We start from the raw sequence: 19,697 nt of genomic DNA on the forward strand, positions 1-19,697 counted from the left end.
GGGATACCAAATATAATGGGGTGATATAAAGCACAAAACAAATGTTAAAGGGGTGACAAAGGATGTTAGCATACTTCTTAGCAGTGGTTGTGGCCATTTTAAGTCTTTGGCTGTTTTTCACCGCCTGGACTGAAAAAGAAATTCATCGTCAGGACGACTTTTTGTGGAGTGGGTTAGGATTGTTTTATGCCCTAATCCTCTGGATTTGTGCTGGCAGGATTACTGGCGCGGTTTTGTTGGGGCAATGGGCGGTAGTGGCCATTCTAACATCCTTCTTCTGGGAAAACCGACAGCTGAGGAAGGCCATTGTCGCACAATCGTCTTTAGGGGGTTTTTCTCTCCTTAAATTCCTATTCACCAAACGAGAGATTTCTCTCTCCTCCTTTGGCTTTGGCAAGAAGAAAAAAATACAACAGGTTTCCACCCCATCCCCAACCGTCACCCCTGAGGAGGAAAAGCCAACTGGTCAACCCGTCGAGACAACCACCACTACAGCCATTCCTGCTGTTACCACGACCACAGGGGAAGTGGAGAAACCTACAGCCACACCCACTACCAGTGAAACTGCCACTACGGAAAAGACAGAAACAACTGTCACCACGAAAACAGAATCGGAGACAACTACAGATACTGTCCAAAATGTTACAACAGAAGAAGTGGAGACAGCTACCACACCTACTGGCGAGACTGTAACAGCAGAAGCCAAAGACAAGGAATCCACTCCCGAGGCGGCGGGAGAAGGGGAATCGGAAGGAAGTCCACAGACACCCTCCCCACCACTGGAAGAGGCTAAAGTTTCTGTCACCCCCTCCCCAGAGATAGCCACCACCACGGAAACTGAAGCAGTCTCCTCTCCGCCACAAGTCGACAGCCAGTCAGAAGAAACTCTCCCTCAAAATGTAAGTGAATCAAAGGAGGAGAAAAAACAAACATCTCACCCTGCCGCAGTATCTGTCAAAAAACCCAGTCTATGGGAGAGAATAAAAAATCTTTTCCGTCGCCCATCCCCTCCCGCCACTCCTTCCCTTCTCGAGCAAATAGATCCCGCAGTAGAGAGTGCTACAAAAGTGGCAAAAGAGGTAGAAGAGGCCATTTCCAACTTAGACACTGAAATCACCCTCAAACAGGCAGAAGCCACGGCAAAAGAAGTCACCCCCTCACCACAGACTACTCAAACTGCCACAGGGGCTGAATCCATAGCAACTCCAGCCGCCGAAACAGAAGAAGTCTCCCCCCAATTACAGCAGGTTGAAGAGGCAGAAAAAACCTCCCCAGTCGCCCCCGCTGCAACTACAACCCCCACTGAGTCCGAAACAGAAAAGCATGTGGAGGCTACAACCGTCTCCACTGCCGTTACCCCGTCTGAGGTGGAAGCAAAGACAAGGGCTGAAGTCACCACTGTCACTCCAATCAGAGTAGAATCTGAAAGAGAAAAACCCGCTGAAGCCACAGAAGCCACAACTGTTTCCGCCGTCGCTAACCTTCCTGCTGTGACTACCGCCGAAGCAGAAGTAGAAAAATCATCTTCTGTCACCCCCACCCACGAGATAGAAACCCCCACCACTCATACCCCCCAAGATGCCCCCATAAAACCTGCTGAAACAACAAACCCACAACTTGAGGAAGAAAAACAACAGTCGACAGGGGGGGAAGAAAAAGAAAAGGCAACTCCCACAACACAAACAGAAGAAGCCACAAGGGATGTTGTCACAGATAAAGCCACTGAAAAGACAAATGGGGAAGAAACAATCAAACAACAGTCACCAGAAGCAGCAGAGGCAGAAGCATAGACACAGGCAGGGGGAGAAGGGGTAACCCAGACAGCTAAAGAAGAATTAACGGCGACAGCCACTAGAAAAACCAGTGAGAAGGGTGACTTTGAGGGGAGTAAGAAATGAGGAAAACAAGGGGGAGTAAAATAATGATAAACAATGAGCAACAGGGAAAATAAAACAGAGAAATACAATACAATTCAATCCCCCCTACTCCCCACTCCCCCTAATACTGCCAATGATTATGGTTTGGTTAAGGCATCCTTTTTAGGAGAAATAATTATCGGGAAAAGTGAATAATTTGGGTAAAATTAGGACTAAAGGTCCTATTTCAAACTTCTTCTGATTTTCCCTTATTGGTTTATGTACGTGAATCCTCCGAAAATCAGGAATGTTCCAACTTTTTTACCTCATTAGTGAATATAATATTTTTATCGAGAGTTCTAAGAGCAGGCTAGCCCTCCATAGTCCCACCACCTACCCTCTTATGAGGAAATATACGGCCAATATACCCCACATGAGAGTTATCTTTCTAAATGCCAACTATTTTTGAAAGAAAAAGCTGAAAGGGCTGAGGGGAAATCACGCCCACGATAAAAATTAACAAGCAAATAATATTTCAACCCCAGAAGCTCCTCAAAAAAGATATTATAAGCTCCAGGACTAGCAAGGATACTTAATCAGAAAAAATGGCTATTGGAGAATCGTGGAAACATGAAAAAAAAAAAAAATAATGAATTTCTTATTGCTCCTCCCACGCTATAGTTCCACTACCTCCAGTTGCCCAAAAGCCACGTGTGTAAAAGAAAAAATCCCCCGGCCCCACTGTGCCAGGCCAGAACTGCCGGTGGAAACAACGCCGTCAGACCACCAAACCCCCATCCTCCAAGGGGAAGGCTCAATGGGCGGAGCGAGATTCGAACTCGCACGACCAGAGGTCGCCACATTTTGAGTGTGGTGCGTCTACCAGTTCCGCCATCCACCCCTGTTGTCCTCCCCACTATTATAACCCATTTTACCCCTTTGGATCAAGTCATAGTACTGCGGAGATTGTGCCCATTTTTCAATTTCCTTGGCGCGGATGATGGGGAGGGGATGAGTTAATTGGGAAGTCTGTACCTCTTGTAAGAATCTCCCCAACTCCGTCTCACTCATGCTCTTGTATTCTCTCACCTGTTCCATAAAAGCAGAAAGACTTAACTTGTGGGCTGTGGAAGGAGACGCGCCCGTAAGTTTCATCAAAACGGACATCACTATTTCTGGTTTTTGGACTGCCAGCAAGGCAGCGCGATCGCAACTGAATTCAGCACACCGCACCCAATGCAACAACTGAAGCTGCAAAGACTGTGCCAAAACTGTCCCCCATGGTGGGATTAGGCCGGCTGCCAAAACGAGGATATTGGCCAGAGACAAATAAACCCCGTGTTCGCACTTGAGATGCCCTAGTTCGTGGGCTATCACCGCCTTTATCTCCTCCTCCTCGAGCAATTCTAACAGGGAGGTGTGTAGTACAATGAACGGCCTTTTTCCCCGCATGGCCAGGGTATAGGCATTAGGAACCGGGTGTTGTCGCACGTATAGTTGCGGTACTTCTACATCCAGAGTCTCACAGGCAGATACCAGCAATTGGTACAAATCAGGCAGCTGTTTTTCGGAAATGCGAATGCTAGAGGCAATGTTGTCCAGATAAAAAAACTCACCTGCCACCGAGCCCAACAGGTTACGAACTAGTAGGTCCAACCCTGGTATTTGTTTGAGACGGTTGGTGGCCTGTAAGTCCAAAGGATGACGGAACTGTTCCGCCTTCAAGCCAATGAGTTTGACCGTCATACCCCTCTTTGAGCTTTTCTTCTATTCTAGCGGCTTACCACTATATAGGTCCTTCCTACTGAATCCGTTTAGATTATAAGAGAATTCTATGGTAACTATTTGTAAACTTTTGGAGAGATATGTTGCAAAATCGGAAACATTAGACTACCCTAGTATTACCGATACCCAATGTAAAATTATAGCCCAATGTCTCGTGGATAAAGGGGGAAACTATGCGTAATAGAACTTCTACCACTCAAATGGAAGTGACCAGCATCCGTCTGGAAAAAAGTCTCAAAGAGAGTCTAAAATCCCTTTCTGGAAGTCAAGGGTATCAGACTCTAATCCGGGACATCCTCTGGAATTACGTACAACAAAAGTCAGGAGAATATCGCCCCAACTTCTCCAAGAGTGACATCCGCGCTACAGTGGTAGCGACTGCCAGGAAGGATGAAAGTTGTGTCCTCACGGGCAAGCTGATTCCAGAGGGAACGGAAATGTTATTGGCCTTGACCATTCATGGGGATTTTGTGCCCGTCTCCAAGGAAGCTATGGGCGAGTCTAAGTAGTAGTTATTTCTCACAATTCAACCAGCAGACCTATCGTTGGGTTAGGCCAAAACCCAACCTCTGACTTGACATTAAACCCTGAGCCCCAAGCTCAATCCTCCAAGAAGAGAGGATGAGCCATTGTGTCTTTAAAATTCCATCCCCTGACAGCAGGGAACGACACAGGAGGGTTTATTCTTCCTCCTCTGCGGCTATAAGAGACCGATACTCGTCCGCCGAGAGGGTGTGTTCTAAGTCTTGATTAGGATCGTCCAGACGAACTTTTAGTAACCATCCCTCTCCGTAGGGGTCGTCTGCAATCATTTCTGGTGCCTTCAACAGTAATTCATTGCGATCTATAACAGTACCGGAGACAGGTGCATAGATTTGGGATACTGCCTTGACTGACTCAATAGTTCCGATTTCTTCTTGTGCCTCGATAGTGTCTCCCACTTCCGGCAGTTCCAGAAAAACAATGTCCCCCAGCTGTTCAATGGCATAGGCGGTGATTCCTATAGTGGCAATCTCGCCGTCTGGTTCGAGACGGACGTATTCGTGGGTGTCGAGGTATCTCAAGTCTTCTGGATATTCCAAGGTCATCTTAGGTCCCAATTTGCTCTAAATAATCTAGGTTCCCTTATTCCATTATTTAGGATTAGGGAGCAACACTCAACAGTTATAAAGACAAGTTTACCTGTATTGTGTCTAATATTTTCTCAAGACTATAGTTAAAATTGGCCTCGCTGTGAAGATTTCTGTATACCTCCTGCATTACAGATAGCCTCTCCCTAATTTTCGGGCAAACCACAACAGTAGAAATTCTACCCCAGACCAACTGTGGCTCATCCCAAGAGACAATTAGCTCTTGTAGACCGAATTTTAACAGTTCTTTGGCCATCCACGTTCCGGCAGTGGTAAGGGGTATATTCCCCGCCACAATGGCCTCTACGAAAATTCCTGATGTTCTTTGAGCATAGGCCTTAGCATCGTAGGGTAATAACATTATATCTGTCCTTTCCAGCCAAAGGAGATATTCATTACGGGGCAACTTGTCTTCAGTTAAAATTAATTCCACTCCCTTTTCCAGTGTTTTAAAATTGGCACTTTTGGCGGCTACTATACAGAATCTTGTAGCCTCCGGCGGCGGATTTTCTACCAATTTTCTTATGATACTCCACCCTTTCTCCTCCCTTGGTGATCCTGCCCACCAACAGAGTATCTTCTGGTTTCCTGAGGGTTTTTTTGTGTTGTAAAACTCTGGATGAGTTACCGGCATTAAGTGTACCTTCTCCTGGAAGAAATTTGCCAGTGACTCTGCTAATATCTCACTGTCGCAAAGAAGGGCAAATCTGTGACTCATTATTCTTTTTAGAAGTTTATTTAGCAGCCAGTAAACCCATTTTGTCCTGAAATCGTGGAAGTTTATCCTGCAGAAAATAAGCAAGTACACGTTCTGTTTAGGGAGGAAAATTAGCGCCAGAAATAACCCTAGAAGTTGCAGATGAATAAAACGCTCAAGGAATATAATTTTCTGCCTGTTATAATGTCTTTGGAAAAGAGAATATAGGGCAGAGCGCAAGGTGTAGGCAAAGGCAAAAACCAGTTTTATCCTTTTAAAAAGGCCATGTTTTTGTTCTAGCCTATTTCCTTTCAATACTCCATACCAATTGGAAGGAAGAGGAGAAATGTTGTCTTCAGGAGAATATAAAACTATGTGTTCCCAACCGGTGACTCTTAGGGCATTAGTGACGGATATATGGTAGGGAATAATATGTCCTTCCCCTCCCATCAAATTTGGAACTATGGACATGAGAATAGGCGAATTATGGGATGAAAATTGCTGCCCCATGACTGACAAAGAAAACAAAAAACCTAAACCCTTCCGTTAATGAGGAGAAAGGTAATAGAAATTTAACCCACCAGCCAAATATAATTCTTCATTTCCTCACTATTCTCCCCATAAACAGAAGCTATTTGTTGATGGCAACAGTCAATGGCAAAATCCTCAAATTGTTCTAGAGTAACACCAAACATACGGGCGAAAGTGTCTGGAGCTACCCTACAAAACTCCGGCCTGTTTTCGTAAATACTACAAGTCCTCGTTTCCTTGTGGAAGTGAATACACCAACCGTCCTCTCCCACTAGGCTATAGTACAGTTTTAGCTCATAATCATTCAGGTACTCATCCAACCCCGGACGTTCCTCGGGTTCCAAGTAACAACAAGCACCACAATTTGTCACACAACGCCATTTTTTCATGATTGTAATAAAACTTAATAAATTTTCCTATTTTGAGGGGTAAAGAAAAGAACCTTTCCTAGTATGATAGATTCTGGTTGAATAAATCTATAAAAAGATTTAGGAGAAGGCTAGGAGTGGCTATGGAGTTTATCACTGGTTTTTTCAGTAACATTGTAGATGCATTAAGTAGTATAAACTTTGAGGTAATTTTACAATTATTCTCTCTAGCTTTTATCGTCATTGCAGGACCTGCGATAATTTTCATCCTATACACCCTGCGAGGCGATCTTTAGGGGAGCGTTTTTCGACAACTGGGGGGGGACATTGGGAGCAAATAGCAAATCCTAGGAAGAAATTTTATGTTAGAGCAGAGAGCAAGTGGCATATTGTTGCACCCTACGTCCTTGCCCAGTCCCTACGGAATAGGCGACTTAGGCAGCAGTGCCTATCGTTTCGTGGACTTTTTGCAGCAAAGTGGCCAAAGGGTGTGGCAGATACTACCATTAGGGCCAGCTGGTGCGGGGAATTCTCCCTATCTAGCCTACTCGGCTTTGGCTGGTAACCCCCTTTTAATCAGTCCAGATGTGCTCCACGGCGAGGGGTTGTTGACAGAAGGGGAATTGGCGGAGGTAAAACAGGTTTTCTCCCAAGAAAATCCCTCTTATGTTCGTTTTGATTTGGTGCCCCGGTACAAGTACTCCCTATTCCGCAAAGCCTTTGAAAGATTCCAACAAAGAAGTGAACTTCATGGGGAGTTTTACAGCTTTTGTGGGAGAGAGGCGGATTGGCTGGATGACTATGCCCTATACATGGCCCTAAAAACATACCACGAGGGAGCTCCCTGGACAAAATGGGATAAAGTATTAGTGCATAGGAAAGAGAATGCCCTTCAACAATGGCGGGGAAAACTGGAGAAGGAGGTAGCCTTCCACAAATTCCTACAGTTTTGCTTTTTCAAACAGTGGTTGAATCTCAAAAGATATGCCAATGAGAGGGGGATAAAAATCTTCGGTGACATCCCCATCTATGTCTCTCCCGATAGTGCGGACGTATGGGCCAATCAGGACATCTTCTCTCTGGATGAGGAAACAGGCGAACCCCTGGCCTTAGCAGGCGTCCCGCCCGACTATTTTAGCCCTACAGGCCAGTTGTGGGGTAATCCCGTCTACAATTGGGATAGGCTCAAGGAAACTAATTTCTCCTGGTGGATAAGAAGGGTGAGGGGCACACTGGCACTGGTGGACATTATACGTGTTGACCATTTTAGGGGATTTGCCGCCTATTGGGCAGTTCCTCGGGGGGAAACCACCGCCGTCAACGGACAATGGTTAAAAGCGCCCGGAGATGAGTTGTTCGCCTGCCTGAGAGAGACACTGGGACAGTTGCCAGTGGTAGCAGAGGATTTGGGGGTAATTACCCCAGACGTGGAGGCGCTGAGGGATAAATATGGTTTCCCGGGGATGAAGGTATTACAATTCGCTTTCGATTCAGATCGAGCCAACCCCTTCCTACCATACAACTACAACCGCAACTGTGTAGTGTACACGGGAACCCATGACAATGATACCATTGTGGGCTGGTTTGAAAAACGCTCCTTTGCCGAAAGACAAAGAGTGGTAGACTATCTGGGAGGCATTTGCAACGAGGGCATCCACTGGAGTATGATTCGGTTAGCCCTGTCCTCCGTTGCCAACCTAGCCATTTTCCCACTCCAAGATGTGCTAGGATTGGGGTCAGAAGCCAAAATGAACACGCCAGGCACTTCCCACGGCAATTGGGAGTGGCGTTTCCGAGAGGGTAGCCTCACAGACGACGTTGCCGGCTACCTGCGTCATGTCACCCACACCTATGGGCGCCTGAGTTAATCCCCCCAAATCCCATTTCCTAAACCCTACCCCCTCTTCCCATGATGTCTGAGACTAAGGTATACCGTGTTTCAATCTTAATTCGGTTCACCCTGGTCAACCTCTATTTGGCACTAACCCTCCCCCTCCCCTTTTTGTTGTACAAGACTACCGGGAGGCAATACACTGCAGTTTTACTGTTTGTGCCTCTGATTGTCGTCGGTTTGTTTTTAGTTGTAGCTTCCCTGAGTGAACAAGTAGTGTTAGACGAAGGGGGAATAAGTGTGATCTACCCCCGTACTATACAATGGTTATGGCGTAATAGAGTTTGGAGTCTCTCCTGGCAGGAAATTGAGAGTCTAAAAGGGCGCACCACCAGTCAGGGGGGGATGGTATACTACCTCGTCTCCAAAAACAGGGACAAGGCATACCTCCTCCCCATGCGGGTAGCGGGTTTTGCCCGGATGGTGCGGCAAATTCAGGAGAAAACCGGAATCGATACCACTGATGTTAAACCATTGGCTCAACCTTGGATGTATCTATTCTTACTATTTTTCACTTTTTTTCTCTGGCTGGTGGACTTTTGGGCTATTTTCAACAGTATTTCTCTCGCTTAACTATCCCCTTCTGGCGGCCTTTAATTCTTCTAATTGTTTTGTCACCGCCACTATTTCTTGAGAAAAATACCTGATTTTTTCCCGGTCTTTTTCTAAGTCCAATTCTTTAATTTTTTCCTGGCAATACTGTCTATATCTCTCCAGTTTTATCGCCTCCAAGTAGGCAATAGAGGCCTGGATGTAGTGTGAGGGATTAGCCAGGATGTGTTGTTGGTTTTCCCCCACTTGGACAAGGGGAGCAATTGTTTGTTTATACTCAGGGTCCTCTTCTGTAGTCTCCGCTAGGAATGATAATAGTATATTGGGGCTATTTGGCGCGTCGTCTAGAGGGCTTAACTGATGTATCTTTTGCCAAATTTTTCGATTTGGGCGGAGACTAAAAACTAAATCTTTCTCATCCAATAAATTTTCAATATCTCGTCTAAATTCCGGGCAATGGATGTAAATAAACAACAGGGTAAATTCTGCTTGATATACCTTTCGATTGGAGGAATGATTAAACAAAAGAGATTCGTAATGTCTACCCCTATGGACACTGATATGCGGCTTATTCTGAGACAAAATAGCCTGTTTTAAACTCTGGTAAATTAGTTCGTACTCCTCGCTGTTAAATCCTCCAACAACGCCCCGTCTATTGCTGAGAATTTCTGCACAGTGGGATAGATAATAATCCCTGGCTGCTCGATTATTTATTTTCTTAAGCAGTTGGACAAGACTGCTAAATACATTCTGATAGCCATCACTCCTGTTGATGTCGTGACGGGAGAGAATCTGAGAAATTTGCCAATCCAACCATAGTGGGGCTTTTTCCATCAAACCCCGGTATTTTGAAACGGCATTGGCTTCGGACTTGAGAAATTCATCAGCATCTTTACCGCCTGTAATAGTTAATATTCTCAATTTTACAAAGCCAGAATAAATCAGTTTTTCTATGGCTTCAACCGCTCTTTCCGTAGCAGAATGTCCGGCATTATCGGCATCAAAATTAATTATTATCTCCCTAGAAGAGGTGTAGCGGGAAAGGATTTTCACGTGTTTTTCTGTAAGCGCCGCGCCTAAGGTTGCTACCACATTTTTTATGCCGGCACAATGGAGAGAAATGGCATCAAAGTAGCCCTCAACTACCACGGCTTTATCTTCTTTTGCAATGTGAGACTTGGCAAAATTAAGGGCAAATAAGGTCTCACCTTTGGAAAACAATTCAGTGTCAGGGGAGTTAAGATATTTTGGCTCATTTTCATCTAAACTCCTGGCACCAAAACCGATTATTCTTCCCTCTCTATCCCTGATAGGAATAGTCACACGATTCCGAAAATAGTCTACATATCCATCCCCCTGAGAGCGTTTTTTTATTAAGCCAGCTTTCTCCACCAAAAGGGCGGGAAAACCCTTAATTTCTACCAGGTAGGTATACAAAGAATTCCAACCATCTGGGGCATAACCTAGCCCAAACTGACTGATATTTTCCCTTGTTAAACCGCGAATATTTAAGAGATAATCCAATGCATGTTTACCCTGTTCCTGTTGAAGATTATACTCAAAAAAGTGATTGGCAACGGCTAAAACCTTGTATAACTGTTCTCGTAAAAAGAGGCGTTTTTCTATCTCTTTTTGTTCAGCTACGGCCAGGGTTTTGATGGGGATTTGATAGCGTTGGGCTAAATAAACAACAGCCTCTGGAAAACTCATTTTGTTAATTTCCATCAGAAACTTGATGGCATTCCCACTGGCCCCGCAGCCAAAGCAATAGTAAACTTGTTTGCTAGGACTTACAGTAAAACTAGGGGTCTTCTCCTCATGAAATGGGCATAAGCCAACAAATTCCTTCCCCCTTTTTCGTAGTACGACATAATCAGAAACCACATCTATCAAATCCACTCTTTCATTGACTTGGGCAATGGTATCTTCATGTAAACGGCGATTCTCCCATTCCATACTCAAAGACAAAAAAGAAGGGCAACTTCCCATTTTAATTCCAGTTTGTCAACAGTAGATTGACGGAAGGAGGGGGGGCTAGAGGAGAAAGAATATTTCTGTTATTTCCAACCCTACTCCTTTTAGCCGTTAAACATGAAGATTCAAAATTTAAAAATAGGGTGCATCCCCTAATTTGGGGTTAAAATCTGTTACTTTATCAATCACATCATTGGCTCCACTATTTAACAAAATTTGACGATATTTTTCCTTCCGATAAGGGTCAGAATGTAAGTGGGGAGGCAAGACACCAATAGCAATCCATTGCCTTTGTGGGTGGATTTTTCTAGCTTGTTGTACTGTCATCATGTCCGCCACAGTATCCCCCAAATAAAATACTGGCAAAGAATTATTAGGGGGCAGAGAAAATTTTTCAGCAATCAATTGTACAGCCAAAAATAAGCCAGTGGGCTCGGGCTTACCGGGGGCATCTTCCATAGCCACCAGAACTGGATTTTCTAGGCCAAGGCGACGTTGTAAAATGTAATTGGCCGAACCTCTGGTAGCCCCACTAAAAAAACCCCAATAAAGTCCATTTTGGGTTAGACTGTCAAAATAGCTCTTGTCTGCTAAAATCGGCTCCTGGGAAATATAACCATCCCACATATCAGGATTGTCTAAATTTTCTCCCCGATAACGCCGTTGGAAATAATCCACAATCTCCTCGTAGCTAATAGATACACTTTCCCTGGTTAATCCCTGTTTCTCAAAATAACGATAAATCAACTCTTGAGAGGCCAGCCAGTCGTTATTCCATAGCCCTTCCGATTTTAACAAGTCAATGTCTTCTAGGGAGGGGCGATACTTTTGATTGGTAAAGTGTTCTACTGTGTCTGCTATAGCACGACTGTAGGAATTAGCTACATCTCTAATTACACCATCTATATCAAAAACTACAAAAGCGGTCATGGGTTCGCAGGAGCCTGAGCACTACCAGGAATGATGAGCTATAATATTATAATGGCTGATTGTACTTTTATTACTGAAACCAACAGATTAGGAGGTCTAAGTCTCATTGGAAAATACAAATAACAGCCCGAATAGCACAACGACAATCCCAGAGGAAACTACCGGCGCGGAGGCTCAAGAGATTCAAGTGCCCCTTCCGCAAATAAACACTGACTCCCGGTTCGTCCTTAGAGTGGTTTGGTTAGAGAAAAACATAGCCATAGCAGTGGACTACGTGGTCAACAAGGGTTTGAGCCCCTTGACGCGTTATTACTTTTGGCCACGCACCGATGCCTGGCAGGAATTAAAAGACGAATTGGATAAAAAGAGTTGGATAACCGAGGAGGAGAAAATAGAACTACTAAACCAGGCTACAGAGATAATTAACTTCTGGCAGGAACATGCAAAGGACACAACTATGTTTCAAGCCCAGGAAAAATTCCCACACATAGTCTTTGCTGGCACCGACTAGATGTCAGCCAGTTTTAACCCCCCAGGGAGGGGGATTTTTCGTAGCCCACAGGGGGGCTAGGGGTAAAGTCTTACTATGGCGTACATGTAGTATGGTTGTAAAGGTTAATGACAATCTCGTCAATAGCCCTGACTAAGGCACCTCCGGACTGCCCCGGGGAGTTAGCAATAATGCTGAACACTAGCATACCATAGTCTGGATGTTCCAAATAGCCGGATAAGGCTCGAACCCCAGTTAAAGTGCCAGTCTTGGCACGGACTATCCCCTCTACAGGGGTTTGCTTCATCCGGTTGCGCAAAGTGCCACTAATACCAGCAGTGGGCAGAGATGCAAGAAAAATATCTCGTTGGGGGCTGTAATACATAGCCCTCAGAGTATCCACGATGGCTCTAGCAGTAGCCACATTGCGACGGGATAAGCCTGAGCCATCAGCAAAGTGAAAACCATTGGGATTTACCCCTAAATCAGCTAGTACTCTTTTGGCTACACTGGCCCCGCCAATTCTCTTCAACAGGGTATCAGCATAAAAGTTGTTACTTCTAAGGTTGGTGACTGTCACCCATTCCCTCAACGACTTATTGCCACTGATGTTAGCCTGTGGTGAGAGCACCCGTAGGGCGGCTGCTGTGGTGAAGATTTTCATGTTAGAAGCCGGGATCAAACCTTGCCCGGCGTTATACTCGTAGACTACAGTACCATCCGTCAGAGTTTCCACCAAAATGCCCCAACTCCCCCCTACCCGTTTAATTATTTTTTCTATACCAGTGGCCAGTCTGTCACTACTGCAAACCCTTGGAGTAGAGGGGGGGGAGACTGGAGGCTCAACGGGGATGGGGATAGAATTAAAATCGGGATTACCCTCTGGTAGCGGGGGCGTTGAGCCGGGGCCCGTGTCCAACCCCTGGGGGGGGGTAATTTCAATGGTCCCTATATCTGGTAAGATGGTTTGTGCCTGTGCCATAACTGGGGTGATGGCAACAGTCATGGAGGTGATAACCGCAAACCATGAACCAGTATATGACGCTCTTTTCATAGAGTAATTCAAAAATCTACAACAAGTCCCAAGTATTTTAACAGGTTGTGCGGGGGGCACATCATTATGAGCCCACATTTAAAACAAAAAGACATGAGTGTGGAAAAAAGACAAAAGAAGGGGGCGGGGCAGACTAATATAGCTTTTTATCGAGTGGTAAAATACTCTCTGGTTCTGCCTATTTTTCGCACCTATTTCCAAGGACAAGTTTGGGGGATAGAAAAAGTGCCCAAAACCGGAAAACTGGTAGTTGTTAGCAATCATGCTAGTGTTTTCGATCCTCCCCTGCTGGGTGCTGGACTTCCTCGCCCCCTGTGTTACATGGCAAAACAAGAATTATTCAGCAATCCCCTTTTCAAAAAACTAATCACCACCCTTGGCGCCTATCCCGTTAACCGGGGGGAAGCTGATAGGAGTGCCATAAGAGAAGCAGTTGCTAGACTAGAACGGGGCTGGGCTACAGTGATTTTCATAGAGGGCACAAGGACTAAAGACGGAAAAGTATACTACCCGAAATTGGGGGCAGCCCTAATCGCCGCCAAGGCAGGGGCGCCTTTATTACCAGTCGCCATTCATGGCACAGAAAAAATCCTATCTACCAGCACATTTTTCCCCAAAATGACCAGAATCACCATCAACGTGGGCGATTTAATCCCCCCACCTAGCGGTAACAAAGAAGAATTAGAGGCTGTTACCCACTACTGCGCCCAAGTAATTAACCAACTACATGAAGAGTGCTCTCGTAGATGCCGGAGAAAAAGATAAAATGGGATTCACCGACGCATGTCATCAGCACCGGCAGTATTACAGTAAAATAATACAAACTACATAATGGCCCATGGCAGTAATACAGTGGTATCCCGGCCACATCAGTAAGGCGGAAAAGCAGCTAAAAGAACAATTAAAGCTGGTAGACGTCGTATTAGAAGTAAGAGATGCCAGAATCCCTCTAGCCTCCCATCACCCCCAGTTGAAACAGTGGATTGGCAACAAGCCTAGGTTGTTAGTAATTAATCGCGAGGATTTGATCCCCGAGACGGTAAAAAAACAATGGCAGGAGTGGTTTGAAAGCAAAGGAGAACGACCCTTCTTTACCAATGCCCAAACTGGCAAGGGAGTGAATGCCCTTAGAAGGGCAGCCCTCTCCCAGGGGGTGATGGTCAACGAACGTCGTCGTCAACGAGGAATGTTACCCCGGCCGGTAAGGGCAGTAGTGGTGGGCTTTCCCAACGTAGGCAAATCAGCCCTTATTAACCGTCTTCTCCAAAGGAGAGTAGTAGCCAGTGCCAGACGGCCCGGCGTTACAAGGCAACTACAGTGGGTCAGAATTTCCGAACACCTCGAGTTATTGGATACCCCTGGCGTAATACCCGGCAGACTGGACAATCAACAGGATGCAGTGAAACTGGCAATTTGTGAAGACATTGGCGAAGCTGCCTATGACAACCAGGTAGTAGCAGGCCACTTTGTAGAATTGTTGGTAAAACTGGGACAAGAGGAAATCCTGCATCAGCGCTATCTTTTAAACCCCAAAGGTTTAACGGGGGAAGACTACCTCCACACCCTTGCCTATAAGAGATACAAAGGCGATGTGGAAAGGGCAGCTCGTCAACTGCTACAAGACTTCCGTACCGGTGTCCTTGGCCCAATTTCCCTGGAATATCCCCCAAAACTCGAAGTTTCATTGTAGTAAGATGGAAGTAGCAATATTCGGCACAAGTGCAGATCCTCCCACCCTAGCACATCAGCAAATATTAACCTTTCTGGCGGAAAAATACCAGCTAGTGGCTGTTTACGCCACTGACAATCCCCTCAAAACCCACAGCAGTAGCCTCCCCCACCGGCAAAAAATGCTGGAGCTGCTGATAGAAGACTTAAAACCCCTCTACCCACACATCCAACATACCCCTGAAATCTCGGACCGCTACACCATCAACACCCTGGAGTTGGCGAGGAGAAAATGGGGCGCCAGCCACGATTATACAATTGTTATTGGCAGTGATCTCATCCCCCAAATTTTTAGCTGGTATCAAGCCCAACAATTATGGCCACAAGTGAAAGTACTTATCATCCCTCGCGCCAATTATCCCATCAACCCCGAACATTTAAAGCAACTCCAGGGGCAAACCCGCGGCTGTAACGTTGCCTCCTTCTCAATACCCCCTTTCTCTTCCAGCCACTACCGACAACACCATCTGGACGACTATCTTCCCCAAAAAATCCAACAATACATCCAGCAACACCACCTATACCAGTCTCCCCAAAGGGGGTGACTTTTCTTTGCCACCCCCCCATCAATACTTTCTCAAAACTTCAAATTCAGATAGGCAGCCTCCCGTTCCAACTGTTCGATCAATTTCTGATCTCCCCTGCTTCTGGCCACTGCCAAACGGTGTTCCAGATTTTTCTTTAGATTCTCTTTATGGATTTCATTTATACTTGCATTTTTCTTGCTGTTTCCCCAAATTCCCATATTTCTCTTTTCTCCTCTCCATGTGTTTCCCTCCATTGTAGCCTATAAATTGGGGCTTCTGTAGCAATTGTTACTGAAAATTAATCATTTTTAGTAAGGTCACCGTTGTTGCCCGCTACGACTCAGGCTCCTCTCCAACAAGGGGGGGACGTGCCATTTTTATTCCCATTTTTCTATATTCCCGGTGGAGTGCCTTTATAAATTCGTGAGCCATTATATGTTGTTGAAAATAATCTGTAGCTCCCAAATAAACTGTTAACCTTATGCCCCAATATTCAAATTTTTCGTAGGTAATAAACGGATGAAAACCCTGCTCCTTGGAATTTGAGAAACTCTCCTGTAATTTTTGGGCCAATTTTAGAGTAACTTTCTCTACCAATTCCAGATCATTTTCATATTCTACAACCAGTTTTACGGGAAATAAAAAGAAGGGATCAACTAGGGTATAATTCCTAAAACTAGAGTCGATTATTTTGGCGTTGGGAATTATAATCCTATTACAGTAAATATCTTTGATAACAGTGTATTTGAGCTCCACGTCTTCCACATAACCCTCTATGCCGTCGGCTAACTGGATATAGTCTCCAGGACGCACCTTACGGGAAATGATAATATTAATGCCAGAAATGAGATTGCTTAAGGTATTTTGAAAAGCTAGACCAATAGATAAACTGCCAATCCCTAGGGCAGTTAGCAAGGCAGTGATTTTAATGCCCAAAGACTGAAAAATAATAAGAGTGCCAATAGTAAAAACAACAACCCTAGTTAGGGATTCAAAAAGAGAGGTCAAAGAAACAGAAGTTTCGTCGTCAAAACTGTAAAGTCTAATCAAATTTACTGCCAGGCGGGAAACCAAAATAGTGCCAGTAGCAAGAGCAATTACCAGTAGAATTTTACCCGTAAGAACACTCAGTCTATGAGGGAAATTGAATAGGGGCAAAAAGAGTGCTACAGCCGCAACACAAACCCACGCCGCCACAACCCCCTGAAAGGATTTAAAAATAACTGCATATCTAGCTAGGGAATTATCTCCCTCAAACCTCCTTTTTAGCCTCCCTAGCCACCTTTCTAGGAAAAAACCAATCAATAACCCCCCAATCACCACGGCAAAAGGCAAGGCAAAACCAAGTACCGACTGCCAGTTGAGACTCCACATACTTAAGCCCCACAGAAAAAGTCAAAAAAAAATATAAAAACTGTTGCCCCTAAGGCACAAAATGACATATAATGATCGTTTGTGACTAAAAGGCAAAAGGGAAATTAGCCCCTCAAGGATACTGAGATTATCTAGCTGAGTCTAGCTCTGGTCTTAAGTCCTTGAGAGAAAGGGCATAATAACAAGAGCCTGTAAACAAGTCAATGTCCCAGGTAGCGGCGTACCACCGTACGCTCGACTAGACAGCCACACGCTAAGGAGGGGGAAAGAAGTATCTTGACTACCACAGCCGCGCATGGCATGTGGGTGTGAAGCAGAGCCCCCCGTGCGTGTCAAGTTACATAACATTGTAAACAGCAAAAAAAGAACAGTAAAAAAAGGCAACTTCCGGCCTGACAGATTGTAGTTTAGAAAGGGGGAGATGTCCCGTGAGCTTAGGCTTACTTGGTAAAAAACTGGGCATGACCACGATTTTTGACCGGGAAACGGGCTATGCAGTACCCGTGACGGTTATCCAGGCGGGGCCATGCCTAGTTACTCAGATTAAAACCATCGAGACCGATGGGTATACCGCGTTACAGTTAGGTTACGAAGAACTACCGGACCGGGTGAGAACCCTGAACACAAAAGAACCAAAACAAGTAAACAAATATCTGACAGCCCCCGAAGACGGACACCTGAGAAGTAAAGGGCTACCGCCCCTCCGTCATCTAAAGGAATATCGTCTGGAAGATGTTTCCGGCTACCAAATAGGACAAAAAATATGTGTGGACATTTTCTCAGAGGGGCAACTAGTAGACGTGTCCGGAAAGACCATAGGGAGAGGCTTCGCCGGCTATCAAAAAAGACACAATTTCAAAAGGGGTAGTAAAAGTCACGGTTCCAAGAACTACCGTCTCCCCGGCTCCATTGGCGCGGGAACTAACCCCGGACGCACCTTCCCGGGCAAAAGAATGGCCGGCCACTATGGAGACTCCCAGGTCACTATCCGTAAACTCAAGGTGGTTAAAGTGGACCCAGAGAGGAACCTCCTGTTGGTTAAGGGCTCAGTTCCCGGAAAACCGGGAAATCTACTCAGTATCACCCCGGCCAAAATCGTTGGCGCCCGTGCAGTTGCCTAACTAGGGAGCCTCCCCTGGGGTAGGGGATGCACCACATTACAGAATAATAAAATCCAATTGGACCTATGGTGAGTTGTGTAGTCAAAAACTGGCAAGGTGAACAAGTAGGAGAAGTAAATTTCGAGTTGGCGCCGGTGGCAAAGCCGGAAACCGCCCAGTATGTCGTTCATCGAGCCGTAGTATATCAGTTACAAAATCAACGTAGGGGAACTGCCTCCACTAAAACCAGAGGAGAAGTAAGGGGTGGCGGCAGAAAACCCTGGCGGCAAAAAGGCACCGGTAGAGCTCGGGCTGGTTCCATTCGTTCCCCCCTGTGGCGTGGTGGTGGGGTGATCTTTGGGCCAAAACCTAGAGACTATTCCATCAAAATGAACCGCAAGGAAAGAAGACTGGCCCTCAGGACGGCATTCATGAGTAGAACTGAGGACCTGCTGGTGGTGGAAGAATTCTCAGGGGCCTTTTCTCGTCCCAGAACAAAGGAAATGGTGGCGGCACTACAACGTTGGGGGCTTAATCCAGAAGAGGAAAAAATTCTCCTGATTCTGCCCTCCCCCATCCCCGAATTAGTCTACCTGTCAGCCCGCAATATCCCCACCGTCAAAATGCTGGAACACGACCAGCTTAATGTATATGACATACTAAATGCTGACAAGATTGTAGCCACACCCGAAGCGTTGAGTAAAATACAGGAGGTGTACTGTGGCTAACACCAGATACGGCAAAACCAGCAAGGTCAGGAAAACTCCCGCCGAGTTGGCTGACATAATCATCCGTCCGGTTATCACCGAAAAGGCCACCATGCTAATGGAGCAAAATAAATATGTCTTTGAGGTGACAAGACAGTCCAAAAAACCGGAAATAAAAGCCGCTATAGAATACCTCTTCGACGTGAAGGTGGCCAAGGTAAACACCATGAATCAGCCCCCCAAAAAACGCCGCGTGGGGGCAATAGTGGGGGAAAAACCAAGATACAAAAAGGCCATCGTTACTCTCGCCGAAGGCTACTCCCTCAAAAGCACACTCTTCCCCGACTTGTAAGCTGAATAGCACTAAAGATAACCTCTTACTAACAGCGAGAAAACTATGGGAGTTCGTACCTACAGACCATACACCCCGGGAAGAAGACACGCAGTGGTGTCCGACTTCTCGGAAATCACGAAAACTGAACCGGAAAAGTCCCTGGTCAAATATATCCACCGCGCTAAAGGCCGCAACAACCGCGGGGTTATCACCGCTCGCCACCGTGGGGGGGGCCACAAGCGTCTTTACCGGATTATTGACTTCAAGAGAGACAAAAGGGATATTGTCGGCACAGTTGTCGCCATCGAATATGACCCTAACCGTAACGCAAGGATAGCGCTAGTAGAATACGAAGACGGGGAAAAACGATATATCATCGCTCCCGCCGGCATCCAAGTGGGCGCCAAAATAATGGCAGGGGAAAATGCCCCCTATGAAATAGGCAACGCCCTACCCCTAGAAAAAATACCCCTGGGCACAGAAGTCCACAACATAGAACTAACTCCAGGCAAAGGGGGGCAAATGGCACGAGCAGCCGGGACCTATGCCCAGGTAGTGGCAAAAGAGGGAGATTATGTCACCCTCCGTCTGCCCTCCAAGGAAGTGCGAATGGTGCGCAAGGAATGCTATGCCACCATCGGCAGGGTTGGCAATGTGGATGCCCGTAAC

The 19,697-nt window shown here is 45.9% G+C and carries 23 protein-coding genes and 1 tRNA gene; 14 read left to right on the forward strand and 10 right to left on the reverse strand.

Annotation, left to right across the window (positions count from 1 at the left end; all coding sequences use genetic code 11):
* Positions 1-62: 62 nt before the first annotated feature.
* Both IGQ44_12665 and IGQ44_12670 read left to right on the forward strand, forming a co-directional pair.
* The gene (locus IGQ44_12665; protein HIK38828.1) at positions 63-1,790 is read left to right on the forward strand and encodes a hypothetical protein; all 1,728 of its coding nucleotides are present in this window, start codon (positions 63-65) and stop codon (positions 1,788-1,790) included.
* 141 nt (positions 1,791-1,931) lie between these two features.
* The gene (locus tag IGQ44_12670; protein ID HIK38829.1) at positions 1,932-2,072 is read left to right on the forward strand and encodes a hypothetical protein; all 141 of its coding nucleotides are present in this window, start codon (positions 1,932-1,934) and stop codon (positions 2,070-2,072) included.
* A 602-nt stretch (positions 2,073-2,674) separates the two neighbouring features.
* Here the strand turns inward: IGQ44_12670 and IGQ44_12675 are convergent.
* Together IGQ44_12675 and IGQ44_12680 are read right to left on the reverse strand one after the other, a co-directional pair.
* Positions 2,675-2,757 (reverse strand) — tRNA-Leu (locus tag IGQ44_12675).
* Entirely contained in the window at positions 2,736-3,602 is an 867-nt protein-coding gene (locus IGQ44_12680) for a M48 family metallopeptidase (GenBank protein ID HIK38830.1), read from the reverse strand. Before IGQ44_12680 ends, IGQ44_12675 begins: the two co-directional genes overlap by 22 nt.
* 212 nt (positions 3,603-3,814) lie before the next feature.
* On the opposite strand from IGQ44_12680, the gene IGQ44_12685 reads away from it, so the two are divergent.
* Entirely contained in the window at positions 3,815-4,150 is a 336-nt protein-coding gene (locus IGQ44_12685) for a hypothetical protein (protein HIK38831.1), read from the forward strand.
* A gap of 171 nt (positions 4,151-4,321) precedes the next feature.
* Here IGQ44_12685 and gcvH read toward each other — a convergent pair whose 3' ends face one another.
* The 3 genes from gcvH to IGQ44_12700 form a co-directional block, all read right to left on the reverse strand.
* Positions 4,322-4,729: a glycine cleavage system protein GcvH gene (gene gcvH / locus IGQ44_12690; GenBank protein ID HIK38832.1), complete on the reverse strand. Its 408-nt coding sequence runs from the start codon at positions 4,727-4,729 to the stop codon at positions 4,322-4,324.
* A gap of 76 nt (positions 4,730-4,805) precedes the next feature.
* Complete coding sequence (locus tag IGQ44_12695) at positions 4,806-5,978, reverse strand: hypothetical protein (GenBank protein HIK38833.1); 1,173 nt, start codon at positions 5,976-5,978, stop codon at positions 4,806-4,808.
* Between the two features lie 62 nt (positions 5,979-6,040).
* Positions 6,041-6,388 carry a YkgJ family cysteine cluster protein gene (locus IGQ44_12700; GenBank protein HIK38834.1) on the reverse strand — a complete coding sequence of 116 codons (348 nt, stop codon included), beginning with the start codon at positions 6,386-6,388 and terminating at the stop codon, positions 6,041-6,043.
* A gap of 122 nt (positions 6,389-6,510) precedes the next feature.
* Here IGQ44_12700 and IGQ44_12705 point away from each other — a divergent pair, with 122 nt between their 5' ends.
* The 3 genes from IGQ44_12705 (at position 6,511) to IGQ44_12715 (ending at position 8,831) form a co-directional block, all read left to right on the forward strand.
* Entirely contained in the window at positions 6,511-6,663 is a 153-nt protein-coding gene (locus tag IGQ44_12705) for a photosystem II reaction center protein Ycf12 (protein HIK38835.1), read from the forward strand.
* Between the two features lie 66 nt (positions 6,664-6,729).
* On the forward strand, positions 6,730-8,235 hold the full coding sequence (malQ, locus tag IGQ44_12710; protein ID HIK38836.1) for a 4-alpha-glucanotransferase: 1,506 nt from the start codon (positions 6,730-6,732) through the stop codon (positions 8,233-8,235).
* 41 nt (positions 8,236-8,276) lie between these two features.
* Positions 8,277-8,831 (forward strand): hypothetical protein, encoded by a 555-nt coding sequence (locus tag IGQ44_12715; GenBank protein HIK38837.1) that lies wholly within the window; start codon positions 8,277-8,279, stop codon positions 8,829-8,831.
* Here IGQ44_12715 and IGQ44_12720 read toward each other — a convergent pair whose 3' ends face one another.
* Both IGQ44_12720 and IGQ44_12725 read right to left on the reverse strand, forming a co-directional pair.
* Positions 8,832-10,766 carry a DNA primase gene (locus IGQ44_12720; protein HIK38838.1) on the reverse strand — a complete coding sequence of 645 codons (1,935 nt, stop codon included), beginning with the start codon at positions 10,764-10,766 and terminating at the stop codon, positions 8,832-8,834. It abuts the gene before it with no gap.
* Between the two features lie 150 nt (positions 10,767-10,916).
* Entirely contained in the window at positions 10,917-11,714 is a 798-nt protein-coding gene (locus tag IGQ44_12725; protein ID HIK38839.1) for a TIGR01548 family HAD-type hydrolase, read from the reverse strand.
* A 202-nt stretch (positions 11,715-11,916) separates the two neighbouring features.
* Here IGQ44_12725 and IGQ44_12730 point away from each other — a divergent pair, with 202 nt between their 5' ends.
* Positions 11,917-12,225, forward strand: coding sequence for a 30S ribosomal protein PSRP-3 (locus tag IGQ44_12730; GenBank protein HIK38840.1), 309 nt, complete (start codon positions 11,917-11,919; stop codon positions 12,223-12,225).
* Positions 12,226-12,298: 73 nt separating this feature from the next.
* Here the strand turns inward: IGQ44_12730 and IGQ44_12735 are convergent, their stop codons facing one another.
* Positions 12,299-13,258 (reverse strand): D-alanyl-D-alanine carboxypeptidase, encoded by a 960-nt coding sequence (locus IGQ44_12735; GenBank protein HIK38841.1) that lies wholly within the window; start codon positions 13,256-13,258, stop codon positions 12,299-12,301.
* A 93-nt stretch (positions 13,259-13,351) separates the two neighbouring features.
* On the opposite strand from IGQ44_12735, the gene IGQ44_12740 reads away from it, so the two are divergent.
* The 3 genes from IGQ44_12740 (at position 13,352) to IGQ44_12750 (ending at position 15,531) form a co-directional block, all read left to right on the forward strand.
* A complete protein-coding gene (locus IGQ44_12740; protein ID HIK38842.1) occupies positions 13,352-14,023 on the forward strand; it encodes a 1-acyl-sn-glycerol-3-phosphate acyltransferase in 672 nt (223 codons plus the stop codon).
* A 73-nt stretch (positions 14,024-14,096) separates the two neighbouring features.
* A complete protein-coding gene (gene ylqF, locus IGQ44_12745; GenBank protein HIK38843.1) occupies positions 14,097-14,948 on the forward strand; it encodes a ribosome biogenesis GTPase YlqF in 852 nt (283 codons plus the stop codon).
* 4 nt (positions 14,949-14,952) lie between these two features.
* Entirely contained in the window at positions 14,953-15,531 is a 579-nt protein-coding gene (locus IGQ44_12750; GenBank protein HIK38844.1) for a nicotinate-nucleotide adenylyltransferase, read from the forward strand.
* 32 nt (positions 15,532-15,563) lie between these two features.
* On the opposite strand, the gene IGQ44_12755 is transcribed toward IGQ44_12750, so the two are convergent.
* Complete coding sequence (locus IGQ44_12755) at positions 15,564-15,731, reverse strand: hypothetical protein (protein ID HIK38845.1); 168 nt, start codon at positions 15,729-15,731, stop codon at positions 15,564-15,566.
* Between the two features lie 115 nt (positions 15,732-15,846).
* On the reverse strand, positions 15,847-16,887 hold the full coding sequence (locus tag IGQ44_12760; GenBank protein HIK38846.1) for a mechanosensitive ion channel family protein: 1,041 nt from the start codon (positions 16,885-16,887) through the stop codon (positions 15,847-15,849).
* Positions 16,888-17,315: 428 nt separating this feature from the next.
* Here IGQ44_12760 and IGQ44_12765 point away from each other — a divergent pair, with 428 nt between their 5' ends.
* The 4 genes from IGQ44_12765 to rplB all read left to right on the forward strand — a co-directional run.
* Positions 17,316-18,008, forward strand: a complete 693-nt coding sequence (locus IGQ44_12765; protein HIK38847.1) for a 50S ribosomal protein L3 — start codon at positions 17,316-17,318, stop codon at positions 18,006-18,008.
* Between the two features lie 65 nt (positions 18,009-18,073).
* Complete coding sequence (gene rplD / locus IGQ44_12770) at positions 18,074-18,715, forward strand: 50S ribosomal protein L4 (GenBank protein ID HIK38848.1); 642 nt, start codon at positions 18,074-18,076, stop codon at positions 18,713-18,715.
* Positions 18,708-19,046, forward strand: a complete 339-nt coding sequence (locus IGQ44_12775; protein ID HIK38849.1) for a 50S ribosomal protein L23 — start codon at positions 18,708-18,710, stop codon at positions 19,044-19,046. Before rplD ends, IGQ44_12775 begins: the two co-directional genes overlap by 8 nt.
* Positions 19,047-19,091: 45 nt before the next feature.
* Positions 19,092-19,697 (forward strand): 50S ribosomal protein L2 (gene rplB / locus IGQ44_12780; protein ID HIK38850.1); only part of this gene is annotated, 606 nt, incomplete at its 3' end.

This window comes from Geminocystis sp. M7585_C2015_104 (genome assembly GCA_015295805.1).
Taxonomy (GTDB): domain Bacteria; phylum Cyanobacteriota; class Cyanobacteriia; order Cyanobacteriales; family Cyanobacteriaceae; genus DVEF01.